Here is a 12,356-nt window from a genome sequence, read left to right as displayed (position 1 = left end):
ATTACACAGTTTGTGTTAAAAGAGCCCCTCAATTGAGGGGCTCTTTTTGTTTGCCGTTTCGTGTTAATTTAGGCCAAGCATATTGGGTTCACCACGATAAATAATGCGATCGTTTCCTCGGTGAATACCAAACGTAACAATGACGGGTGGGTTTTCCTCTTCACTTGTAGAGCTATCCCAGTCGTATTTCAGCCAAGGGATGCGATTGCCTGAGCTGTCTAAATCTAGGTGGAATTGTATTTGCTCGCGCGCTGAGTCAATTTGGCTTGCAACGATATCGGTCATCCTGCCAATACTCATCGTTCCAACGCCAGAAAGCAGGGCGTTGTTTGTTGGCGCATGCGACCAAATTGGCGTGCTGAAGTAATATTCACCATTCGCCGTTGTTGAGCTGTCATCGAAGTTAGTCGTAAATCGACCGTTTTGCCAAATTTCCACATCAAGTGGCACTTTGATCACCATGCCTTGGTTGCCACCTACATCTTGAAAGTTCAAACGACCGAATCGAATGTCCGGTTGTTGAGTGAGCACTTCGCTGTTATCAAAGAAATTTACCTCATCAACGGCTTTAGTCGTGACTATACCTATTTTGCTGCTGTCACTGTTAGTCCCATTATTAAATGGACCATCAGGGTATTTTTTATCGGTTGTGTTCTTTTTCCAACATGGGCTATTGTTACAAGTCGCGTTGGTTGAGGGCTTCTCGATAACAAACGTTCCAACACTCGCGCTACCCAGTAGTTTCCAGTCTACCTTCTTAGGCTTAGGCGGCAAAAACCGTTCGGAGTATGAGCTTAGCTCGCCTAAATCGAAATGTTGTTGAAGGTTAGATGAAAAGTGGACGTAGTTCTTCACGTTTTCTTTATTCGCATTGAGTGCGACAACATCGTAAGTGACTTTTTCAAAAGGTTGATTCATGTAAGCAAAAGTTTGGCCATGTGGGTAGTGCCATTCTTGGTCTTGCACTTGAAAATATTTTGGGTAAAAACGACCGATGTAACGATAGCCTTCGTTAACAGTCATACCTAGATATTTACTTTCTAGGTTTGTTTTTACTCTCAAGCTCCCGACTTCTTCCCAATATAATCCATTAAAGACGAATTGATCATTCTTGGCTGAATTATGCGCCTGAGCCAGTGAGTCACTACTTTTTAGCAATTTCGAGGTTTGGTTCGCTGTCTCTGATGGCGTATGTTGCTCACTCGACAAGACAACGGATGCTGCTGGAGCGTCATCAAGCATAAAATTACGGGTGATAGAGGCATCACAATAACGTGCTGATTCAACAGAACCACTTACAGAGCCGTCAGTTTGCCAAATGATCGGCTTCACTGTTAGAGAGAAAAGTTCTCCGGCGGCAATAAACCCATCTCCTTGTTCAGAGGTGCCAGAAGGCAAAGCACGTTGGTTGTCACAGATAGCCAGTGTCCATGGTCGCGAGTACACATTAAATGTTCCTTTCACTTCCACTTTGCCTTCTTCAGGGCACTCTTCAAATCCCTCACATTCAAAATGATCGGACAATGTCACTTCAAATATGCCGGACTCGTTCGTGATAAGACCATGTTCAGACAAGCCGTCTTTAAATTCCGCTGAATAGCTAAAGTTTCCTTCACTTCCTCCTAATGGTTGAACCAATGGATGAAAAACCTTAGGAGTACCATTGTAGTTGCTTGCGACTACAGGTTCGCCGGTGGAAGCACAAGCAAGCAATCGCGTATGCACGTTTTCTGGTTTACCTGCAATAACGCGTATTTCATTTAAAGTGGCGCTTTTCGTCTTTGAGTAGGCCTCAAACATAAATGGCGTAAACATAAAGCTAACCGTTTGATGCTTGCTGGTGTCTTCTGCCATAGTGAAAGTCAGCGTGTAGTTAGTATCTAACGCGATGGCATCAATATCGTTCGGGACCACTCGAACAACGAGCTCACCATTGTCGTCAGACATAAATTGGTTTGCTTTTAATATCTGCTGACCTTTGACCACCTCTAAAGTGAACAAGTCAGGGTGTGATAGGACAGCACTGACTTCTGCGCTTACAACTTCTCCATTATTGGTTGTTGTTGCTGTAAATTGCGGAAGATCGTCGCCGCACATCAGTGCCATATCGTCCGATGGTGTGACGCTTAGGTCGAAGTCGTTCTCCGATGGAGGTTGCATGCTGCAATTCGGAACATCTTGAGGGGTGATCGGACAGAGCTGAGAAGAGTAGTGACAATCAGTGTCGCCCAATCCACAGTATTGCGTGTATTTGTTGTCTTGTACTTTCGTTTGTGCACTTCCTGGCGTTTGTTGGATTTCACCACAAACTTGACTTAGCTGATTTGGAGCGTTGTTGAAGTTCAATGTTTGGAAGTATTTAATTGCTGTAGTAGAGCCATAGAACGAACCGTTCAATGCGGCAGATGCTCCTTTAGTCTCAGTAGTGCCGTAGATCTCCATGTCATCAATAAGCAGAGAACTGTGCGCCACAATGTCACCGACGACGAAATGTCGTTGGAAAGGGTTCTTTGTCTTGAGATGCAATTGATGGCCTTTTGATTCAATGGTGCCACAAACGTTAGCGTTGAATATATCGGTCGTACTGTGAGTCAAAATGTCACCAATAATGGTGTTGTACTCACCATCAATATGAAGGGCCTCACCTGTTAGCTCTATATCCCCATCTATGAGAACGTTATGCAGCTTTGTTGGGTAAGCCGATAGAAGATCACCATAGATAACCGTGTGCTTGTTTTGGTAATCGTCAATGCTTGATGCTTTCTCATTGTTAACCGTTAATCCGGTAGCGAGTGCGTGGAGAGAGATACGCTTATTGGGTTCACCAATCGTATTGTTCCCCTCTAACACAATGCCATGAGCTGCTTCTAGCGTTATCTCTTTTTCCGGTAATGAGGAGACAATTTTGTCACCTGCGGGTAGGACTAGTTTCCCTGTACAGTGATAAGTCGTACCATCACTTCCGATACTAAAACTCTTGTGTGAGCAAAGTTGACCTAACTCAGATAGATCTTTGACGTCATAAGTGGTGGCGTGTGAGGCTAGCGGTAAAACAAGAACCGCAGCGAAAATACTGCAAAGACGCATCATCAAATGTCCTAAAAAAGTGGAACAAGATGGCATCAAGCGAGCGTGAGCAAGTGCTCACAGAAGTTGAAATTTCGGCGGTGTTTTTGGTTTTTAATCCGCTTACTTATTGAACTTTGGCTATTTTTATTTCGTATGTCATACCAAAGCATAGTGGCGTTATTAGAACGTAAGTATGAGATTAGTTCAATAGCTGAGTGTGACATGAGTCACTTTATTCATGTAACTATTTGTTGGTAAAAGATAATAATTAACCATGTTGATTCAGAATCAGTAGCTTGAGCGTCCTGATTCTGAACCGAACTTAATCCTAGGCTGCGTGAACAATGAGTGGGGCCATTTGATATAACTCTTCTAGTATGGCTTTCGTTTGTCTCGAATAGACCAGACGATCGCGATCGCCTACGAGTTGAATGGCTCTGACTTTACCTGCAACCAGACATTGCCTAATGGTGCGTAGAACCATTTGGATATCAATCTCTGAGGTACCATCAAGGCTGTTTTTGGTTTTTAGGGAGCCAAGGTCGATACTGAGGATTATTTGGTCGCAATGGTCGAGGTAATTGCCGATCAACTGCTTTACATTATTGCGATGACGAAAAGAAAACTCTTTATCGGTTACCCAGTCACAACCTTGATCCTCCGCGTATTCCCACGTTTCTTGCTTTGTATCTTGTTCGCTAACACCAGCAAAAAATAATCGCACGTTTTGATAGCGAGAAAGAGCAAAATGGAATGCCGAGCCTAAACGTGGTTCAAGTGTTGGCTTCAAGTTCATGTCATGTCCAATATTTACCACACCCACTTCGTCTCGATAGGACACAACCACAGGTAACATGGACAAGATTGCCTCGGTACAGTTGGTCACTAAAACGGGAATAGAATGACGAGAAAGCGAAAGGCTTAACGCTTCCTGAAACTCGCCATTTTCCAGCTTGTCGTGGTTGAAGTGACCAAAGTTTTCAGCGGTTTCATGATCATGCTGTTGGTACAGCCAGTCGCTAGCATTTTCTAAACTTTGATCAGCTAATTCAAACGCACCCTTAGACATGGGAGGCAAATACTCACACACTGTCATAAAAGAAAAAGGGTAATGCTGCGGCTGTTTCACGGTGTGGTGGAGTTTATAGCGTTTGAAAAAGCTTAACATGATGAATTACCTTTCTGGTGGTAGTGCCCTTGCCGCTTGCAACACATGCAAAATAATGCGCTGCTTATCCTTTTCGACTCGGTGGGCCGGAGCCATCACCGAGACCGCGCCGATCAGTTTGCTTCCTTTCATCACTGGCGCACTGATGCCAGAAACACCCGGGTCAATTTCAGAAGTACTGACGGCATATCCGTGTTTACGGATGGTTGTGAGCTCTTGTTCCCATTCGTCTCGTCGGTGATCTTGATTAAAGTATCTCAAGATTTTCTCGCATCGACTTTGAGGCATAAAAGCGAGCATCACTTTAGATGAGGCACCACGTAGCAGAGGTTGACTTTGACCCTGGACGAAGCTGCAACGTAGCGCCTGCATACTTTCTTTTTGTCTGACACAAAGCGCGCGATACCCTGCAGGTACCATATAAGCGGCCATTTCCCCTGTTTGTTGTACCAACCGAGCCAGTATGGTTTCGACCATATCTAACCCATGCTGTGCGGTCTCATAGCTATGCATGAGCAGCAATGCTGCCGGGCCAACGACAAATGTCTTGTCGTGTACGCTTTCTTCAATCAAGTTCCACTCTTTGAGTAGCTTCAAGTGTCGGTAGAGACTGCTCAAAGGAACGTTCAATTGCTCGCTTAGCGTTTTCGCAGAGACTGGGAATGGACTAACTGCAACTTGCATTAACAACTGCAGTGCTTTTTCGTTTACCTGGTTCGCATTAGCTTTGTTTGTCGTCATGAGAGTGTTGTAACGTGTTATATGAATTACGACAAATATAATTCTTAATCACTGAGAAAAGAAAAATAATTTTAATGGGTAATTCTCGTAGAGTGAGAATTTGACGACTGAGGGCTTACCTCGGTACCGATAGGCTCAAAAATGATGTCGTATTGACGTCTCAGGTTTGAGTCGTTTGATGCTAAATTGGAACAAGAGGGATTAAGACATTGTTTAGTTTGCGGTATTACTAAGTGTTTCGCATACTGAGTTAATCTAAATAAATAATATTATAAACGAGAGTTGCTAGTGGGTATCAGAATCCAGATACCATCTCAGTAAATCGGTTTTATAAAAGGTTACTTTTATATGCTGAATAAGGCGCTTTTTAAAAAAGCCATCATTTTTTTGTTGCCCATTCCTTTGATTGTTGGCGAGGTCTTGTATTTAGCTCGTGAAAGCGTGCAAAACAACCTCAATCATCTATTAGAAAAAAACGTTCAAATCGCAGACGAAATTTTATTCCAAATAGAGACCGAAAACCGCACGGCTTTGTTGCATCCTAGACGATGTGAAGAGCTTCAGCAAAACTTGATGTTTGAACGAGATATCGAAGAAATGCTGATTGTAAAAAATGGGGTCATTACGTGTTCTTCTAAACTGGGTGTAATTTCTAAGCCGTTAGCCGAGCACATTATATTTCCCGAGGGACAAGCGTTAGCACTTGGAAACGTGGATAGCGTATATGACCAATTTTTGCTCGTCGTGACCGAAGGAGAGCACGGTTATCAAGCGGTGACGATTATTGATCATGACTACTTTAATGCGAAGATAGGATTTAATAACGATTTACGCTTAAAACGCTCTGCCTTATTTATTCATGACCAAGTTGCACCTGAAGAAGCGTTGAGAACGGGAAGTAATCCTATTGGCATCAAATCGTCGCAAATGTTTGAATATGAAGCTTTGAGTGAAGCCAGCGACCTTTTCGTCAAACAAAGAACACTTTCCTATTTTTTGTATTCAATTCCAATCATTTTTGTTATCTATCTTTGCTTATATGCGTTAAATAAATTTATCGATCCTCATCGAAGCTTGGTCCTGGATTTAAAGAAAGCCATAAAGAAAGGCGAGTTGACTCTGTATTACCAGCCCCAGATTAACGTCGATACTGGTCAACTATTTGGTTTTGAAGCCCTAGTGCGATGGGAACATCAGAATAAAGGGTTCATTTCTCCTGATGAGTTTGTGCCAGCGGCGGAGCAAAGTGGATTGGTCTTTTTGCTTACGGATTACGTTCTGGATAAAGCGGCAGAAGACTTTAGTAAATTAGATTTTAATCAGTCTGTTCACCTTGGTATTAATGTGCCGCCCGGTTACTTAGTTGGGCCAAACGCGATTAGAAAGATTCAACTCATTGACAGGAAGTTAAGTCGAAATAACGTCTCATTAGGCATAGAGATAACAGAACGTCAACTCATTGATGCTGAAGCCAGAAAGTGTATCGCAGCGCTGCGAGTACATGGCATTGATGTGTTGATCGACGATTTTGGTACCGGTCAAACCTCGCTGGCGTTTCTGCAGCACATGCGTATTGATTACCTAAAAATCGATAAATGTTTTGTCGAAACTATTGGTATACCTAGCCTTAGTGCTTCTGTTTTAAAAGCTATTGTTCACTTTGCGGAAGAGCTGAAAGTACAACTCATCGCTGAAGGTGTAGAAACAACGGCGCAAGCCGACCATTTGAAAAAGATGGGAGTGCGATATCATCAAGGATATTTTTACTCCAAGCCTTTACCTTATGATCAACTTGCTCAGCGAAGTCATTATGATTGGTAAACGTTAGCCCGGTAACATTGGTCATTGTCCTCAAAAACAAACTCTAGCTCATTCTTGATGCTATCCAAGCGGTCTTCTTGGTAATGAGATACATACAATAGCTGGCTTAAATTCTCTCGGGCGATGAGCTCAAGTGTATTCTTAACTAAACGCCTACCAAGAAAATCTAACCCTTGATATGGCTCGTCCAAAATCAGTAATGTTGGTTGTTTAACGATGGCTCTTGCAATCAACAACAGGCGCTGCTGACCGTACTCTAATTGCTTGAATGAGGTTTTTCGGTATTGGCTCATATGTAGGATGTCGAGCCATTCGTTTGCGATGTCCACTTCTTTACGAGTAGGTTGGTTATACAACCCTATGGAGTCGTAAAAACCGGACAAAATCACGTCTAGCGCACTGCAGTTAACGCGGTATTGAAGGTGTAACGCTGAAGATACCATGCCTATGTGCTGCTTAATTTCCCAGATTGTCTCGCCAGACCCTCGCTTTTTACCAAAGATATCAATGTCATTGCTGTAGCACTGAGGATGATCACCAAAGATTAACCCAAGCAAGGTGCTCTTCCCACAGCCATTTGGGCCTTTGACCTGCCAATGCTGACCTTTGTCTATTCGCCAGTTTAAGTCAGTAAAGATCTTCTTATCAGTGTATTCAACAGACCCATTTGTTAGTTTAAATATTGGGTTGTCGAAGTGTGTCGAGTGCTGATGCTGACGTATCAAGTTCATCATTTCTTCACTCTGTTGCTCGGACTGAGATTTAATTTGTTCAATGATTGGATGATTATCCCAACTGGATTTATCCATCGTACTGTCCAGCTTTCCTGCACTGAAAAGCGCAACTCGATCAATCCACTCAGGTATATCAGACTCGCGAGAAAACGTGACCAGTAGCTGTACGGTTTGAGAAAGCGAGTGTAAATAGTGAGCGAGAGCTGCTCGATGGGCAATATCTAAACCAGTAAATGGGTTATCTAGCAGTAACAAATCAGGCTGTGTTGCTAAAGCGCGAGCTAGCATCACTCGTCTTGTTTCCCCTGTAGAGAGAACACGAAAGCCACTGTGTTTAAGGTGAGTTAGGTCGAGGTCGGTAATCAGTTGATCTATTAAATTAGCGTCTTGGCTGCGCTCCTGAATGAGTGAGTAAACGGTACTGCCTTGATCGATACGATCAAGAAAGTCTGTATCGTCCTTTTCTAATTCTCTTTCCAGTAATCGCTGTTGCTCTGATAACGACACTTGAGCAACGGACAGCCCATCAAGCTCAAGTTTCCCGCTTATTGGTAAAAGTTCACCACAAATAAGGTCTCCAAGTAGAGAACCAATATCCCCATCCGCGCTGAATATTCCCCAAGAGTGCTGAGTGTCTATTTTCCAATCGTCAATAAATAGGTGAGCCGTGTTTCCTTGAGCGGCAAGCTGACTAAAACGAATAGTCATATGTTTGTCTTCCTTGTTTTCGTTGTAATCGTTTATTTATAACAATTTACGAACTCAGTAAGGAAGCGCTTTTGTGTATTAATTTTAATCAATGCAGCATCTTGTGAGCACTCAAGGGTAGTGCTATTTGAGAGTGAAACCGCCACTATGTTTGCAGGTAATAAATTGACCTATCAGTAATTTCATTGAATTTTACAATGAGCTTATCATTATGCGCATAAATGTTATGCTGCTACACTCATACTTGCCGTTTATTTAATTAATCAATGTAAGGACACATGTTTATGAGTGAAACGGAATATGATTACCCTTCGAGTTACAGCCTAGTTTCTATCACCGATACGTCCAGCTATATCAAATATGCCAGTGAAAACTTTAATGAAGTCGCGGGGTTTGATGATGGTGAACTTATCGGTAAGCCTCACAATGTTGTACGCCACCCCGACATGCCGAAACAGGCTTTTAAAGATTTATGGACTCACCTGAAAACTGGAAAGCACTGGATGGGAATGGTGAAAAACCGACGTAAAAACGGAGGGTATTATTGGGTTGATGCGTTTGCTTCTCCTATCAAATCCAATGGTGAAGTTGTTGAGTACCAATCGGTTCGATTTAAACCTGAGCGTATACACGTTCAACGAGCGGAAAAAGCGTATTCAAAGCTTCGGAATAACGGTAAACCATTGCAAATGTATCTTCCTCGTACGCGTTTGTGGATGAGATCAGCCTTCTTTCTTTTCATTTCCAACCTTCTTGGCTTGCTAACTCTACAAATGAACCAATCACCAGCGGTGGCCTTTGGCATTGCTGCATTACTTTCCGTGTTCTCAATTTATGTATTAACCAGGCCAGTTGAGAAGCTTGCTAGACAGGCTAGGCAAGACTTCAACAATCCACTAATGGAGTATATTTATTGCGGAAAAATTAACGATCTGGCTGAAATTGAGCTGGGTATGAAGATGCGTAAGCAATTTGCAGATGCGCTATTAGGGCGAGTCGGGGTGTCTGTAAAAGACTCTTGCGAAGAAACGCGTGCAAGTGCCAACAGTGCTGCGACTAATAGTCAGCAAGTGACGGAAAACTTGAGTGCACAGAAAGTAGAGATCGACTCGGTCGCTACAGCGGTCAACGAGATGCAAGCCTCATCATCTGAGATATCAAATAATGCTCAAGCGACGGCCGATGCTACGCTGGAAGCGCAGAACACGATGACAGATAGCCGTAGCGTTATCGATAATGTTAACCACTCGGTACTAGAGCTGGTGGATGAGCTCGGCGAAATCTCTAAAGTGGTCATGCGTTTGAACCAACAAACCGAGCAAATAGGAACTGTTGTTGAAGTGATCAATGATATTGCTGAACAAACCAACTTATTAGCGTTGAATGCAGCAATTGAAGCGGCGAGGGCAGGCGAACAAGGGAGAGGGTTTGCAGTCGTTGCGGATGAAGTGAGAACCCTTGCTAAAAGAACACAGGAATCGACAACAGAAATTAAAGCGGCCATTGAGGGAATTCAAAAGGGCAGTAAATCAGCGGTTTCTGCGCTAGAGAAAGGCAATGAAATGTCGACCGGAACGGTAACATTATTAGGCACGGCTTTAGAGAGCATCCAACAGCTGCAATCTCTCGTTCAGGATGTAGTCGAGCGAAATCAACAAATTGCGGTAGCGATAGAAGAACAGGTTTACGTAACGGATGAGATTAACGAAAACATCCAGTCGCTTAACTTAAAGTACAGTGAATCGTATGATCTGATGACAGAAACGAATCAGATGAACTCTAAAGTGCAAAGTTGTACCAATGAACTATCCGAAATGATTAAGAAGTTTGCTTAAACACTAGAAAATAGAAATAAAGAGCCCGCTAAAAATTAGCGGGCTCTTTATTGGAATGTGGTGAAGTTCTGGGGCCGTATACGACTAGGGGTTCGAACCTCCGTCATTTTACAAGCACTAAAACGACGAAAGCTCGCAATAAATGCGAGCTTTCTAAATAAGTGGCGGAGAGATAGGGATTTGAACCCTAGATACGCTATTAACGTATGCCGGTTTTCAAGACCGGTGCTTTCAACCACTCAGCCATCTCTCCGTTGCGGAACGTATAATAGGGAGCATAGTCCGACTTGTAAAGTGCTGAATTATAATAGAAGTACTGTTTGCTCGTTTTATAGTCGCTGATGTGATGTTAAACAGTTTGAAAATGGGGTAAAAAAGAGACAAATAGTAGCAATTTATAGAGTTTTTACTTTATCTTGGCGCAAGTCAATAAAATGGTGTTTTATTGTTATCTTTATGATATTTAAGAAATAACTTGCTTTTAGGGTACAGGTGTTCGCCCGAAAGTATTTGCAAGACTTTGTGAACTAATTCAAAATTAACTGGTATAGCCAGTTGTGCTTAAATTTTTTAAGGGTGTTTATGAAGGTCACAAATCTATTTAAAGACAAAGTTGATGCGATTTCTGCTCATCAATCCGAGTTTATGAATTGGATGTCTCCAACGTTACGCGATTATTGGAGTGACTTTTTGGGAAAAGCTCAGAATAGCTTTCTTTTCTCAAAAGTTCGTGATCACCAACAGCCAGCTGTTAACGAAGAGGTTGCGCCTCAACCTGCACCAATCGTAATGGCACCTGAGGCTCAAAAGCTGTATGACGAGTTAAGTGAAAAAATTGGTGAAGTGATTCACACTGGTGACTGGGTGCATGTATCTCAAGAACGTATCAATCAATTTGGTGCGGTAACGGAAGACATGCAGTGGATTCACACAGATCCAGAACGTGCGTCAGTTGAATCTCCATTTAAGACAACCATCGCTCATGGCTTTTTAACATTAGCATTGTTGCCTAAATTGACTGACTCAGTGGACCCTGATAAGCCAATGTTCCCAACAGCCAAAATGGTCGTTAACTTAGGCTTAAACCAAGTTCGTTTCCCTTACCCTGTTAAAGCAGGAAACAACGTTCGTGCTGTCAGCAAGTTAACAAAAGTAACGCCGATCAAAAAAGGTTTGGAGATTGAGCGTGAAATTAAAGTGGAAATCGAAGGTATTCGTCGACCTGGTGCTGTTGTCGTTTCTGTTATTCAACTGCATTTCTAATTCCAGAGCCAGATAGAAAACATATAAAAAGAGAGCATTAATATGCTCTCTTTTTGGTTTTATTGATTAAAGCTTTTTACTGGAGTGTAACCGTAATCAGCAATCGCTTTTTGTCCTTGTTCTGAGCGAAGGAAGGTGACGAACCCTTTACCTGGTTCGCTAATCTTATTGACTTTGTAGAGTACTAGGAATGGCCGCGCCAATTTATACTTGTGATTGCTAATGTTTGCCGAAGTTGGGTCAATACCATCTAATTGAATCGCTTTTATTGAGCGATCTACTGATCCCACAGAAATAAACCCAATTGCACGAGTATTATGGTTCACGATGGTTTTTACCATGCTGTTGCTATTTACAACCAAGTTGTTCGGGCTGATATCTGAGACGAGGCGATCATTTACGATTTTGGTTAGTCCTAGCAGACTTTCAAAACTGTAGCGTGAGCCTGAAGACGCCTCTCTAGTGACAACAGCGATAGGTTGATCTGCACCACCAACCTCTTTCCAATTCTTGATTTTACCTTTGTAGATATCAAACAGTTGTTGTTGAGAAAGGTTTTTTACAGAGTTTGTACGGTTTACAACAACAGCTAGGCCATCATAAGCGATAGGATATACGTTGAGATCTTCACCTTTTTCGCTTTCTGTCAGATAGCGAGAGCTCATCCCAATCTCGGCTACGCCTTTATTAACCATTGTAATACCCGCACTAGAACCAATACCTTGAACTGCAATGTAATCGTCCGGGTGTGTTTTGTTGTATTCCTCTGCAAGTACATCCATTACGCGAGCAACCGAGGTTGACCCAGAGATATTAATTTCTTTTGCAATGGCGGGGAGGGAGACTGCTATGGCCAATAACGTCGCCACAGTAAAACGTAACATATTAAACTCCATATACGGTATAAAGCAGCGTTTATGATATTGCGTTCAGGTTACACTTTTGTGAATTGTCGGGTCTAAACAAGGGAATTCTTTCTAACCAAGAGGTGATGTAGGTAGCGTTTCCAAGCAAAGT

The 12,356-nt window shown here is 42.6% G+C and carries 8 protein-coding genes and 1 tRNA gene; 3 read left to right on the top strand and 6 right to left on the bottom strand.

Annotation, left to right across the window (positions count from 1 at the left end; translation table 11 throughout):
• Nucleotides 1–63: 63 nt before the first annotated feature.
• From P4S59_RS22155 to P4S59_RS22145, 3 genes are all read right to left on the bottom strand, one after another.
• Entirely contained in the window at nucleotides 64–3,090 is a 3,027-nt protein-coding gene (locus tag P4S59_RS22155) for a DUF6701 domain-containing protein (RefSeq protein ID WP_337169071.1), read from the bottom strand.
• Between the two features lie 307 nt (nucleotides 3,091–3,397).
• Nucleotides 3,398–4,237, bottom strand: a complete 840-nt coding sequence (locus P4S59_RS22150; protein ID WP_005391051.1) for an arginase family protein — start codon at nucleotides 4,235–4,237, stop codon at nucleotides 3,398–3,400.
• Nucleotides 4,238–4,243: 6 nt separating this feature from the next.
• Nucleotides 4,244–4,978, bottom strand: a complete 735-nt coding sequence (locus tag P4S59_RS22145; RefSeq protein ID WP_005391048.1) for an IclR family transcriptional regulator — start codon at nucleotides 4,976–4,978, stop codon at nucleotides 4,244–4,246.
• A 348-nt stretch (nucleotides 4,979–5,326) separates the two neighbouring features.
• Here P4S59_RS22145 and P4S59_RS22140 point away from each other — a divergent pair, with 348 nt between their 5' ends.
• Nucleotides 5,327–6,799, top strand: coding sequence for an EAL domain-containing protein (locus P4S59_RS22140; RefSeq protein WP_253644287.1), 1,473 nt, complete (start codon nucleotides 5,327–5,329; stop codon nucleotides 6,797–6,799).
• Here P4S59_RS22140 and modF read toward each other — a convergent pair.
• Nucleotides 6,787–8,241 carry a molybdate ABC transporter ATP-binding protein ModF gene (gene modF, locus P4S59_RS22135; protein ID WP_301616630.1) on the bottom strand — a complete coding sequence of 485 codons (1,455 nt, stop codon included), beginning with the start codon at nucleotides 8,239–8,241 and terminating at the stop codon, nucleotides 6,787–6,789. The two genes, P4S59_RS22140 and modF, sit on opposite strands and share 13 nt — an antisense overlap.
• Nucleotides 8,242–8,525: 284 nt before the next feature.
• On the opposite strand from modF, the gene P4S59_RS22130 reads away from it, so the two are divergent.
• A complete protein-coding gene (locus P4S59_RS22130) occupies nucleotides 8,526–10,076 on the top strand; it encodes a methyl-accepting chemotaxis protein (protein WP_337169070.1) in 1,551 nt (516 codons plus the stop codon).
• Between the two features lie 162 nt (nucleotides 10,077–10,238).
• On the opposite strand, the gene P4S59_RS22125 is transcribed toward P4S59_RS22130, so the two are convergent.
• Nucleotides 10,239–10,329 (bottom strand) — tRNA-Ser (locus P4S59_RS22125).
• 329 nt (nucleotides 10,330–10,658) lie between these two features.
• Here P4S59_RS22125 and P4S59_RS22120 point away from each other — a divergent pair.
• Nucleotides 10,659–11,339, top strand: coding sequence for a MaoC family dehydratase (locus P4S59_RS22120; protein WP_054868278.1), 681 nt, complete (start codon nucleotides 10,659–10,661; stop codon nucleotides 11,337–11,339).
• Nucleotides 11,340–11,398: 59 nt separating this feature from the next.
• Here P4S59_RS22120 and P4S59_RS22115 read toward each other — a convergent pair whose 3' ends face one another.
• Nucleotides 11,399–12,223, bottom strand: coding sequence for a phosphate ABC transporter substrate-binding protein (locus tag P4S59_RS22115; protein WP_005391035.1), 825 nt, complete (start codon nucleotides 12,221–12,223; stop codon nucleotides 11,399–11,401).
• Nucleotides 12,224–12,356 lie beyond the last annotated feature (133 nt).

The organism is Vibrio sp. M60_M70, assembly GCF_037162085.1.
In the GTDB taxonomy this organism is placed as follows: domain Bacteria; phylum Pseudomonadota; class Gammaproteobacteria; order Enterobacterales; family Vibrionaceae; genus Vibrio; species Vibrio diabolicus.
This window is presented reverse-complemented; position numbering and strand designations above follow the sequence as displayed.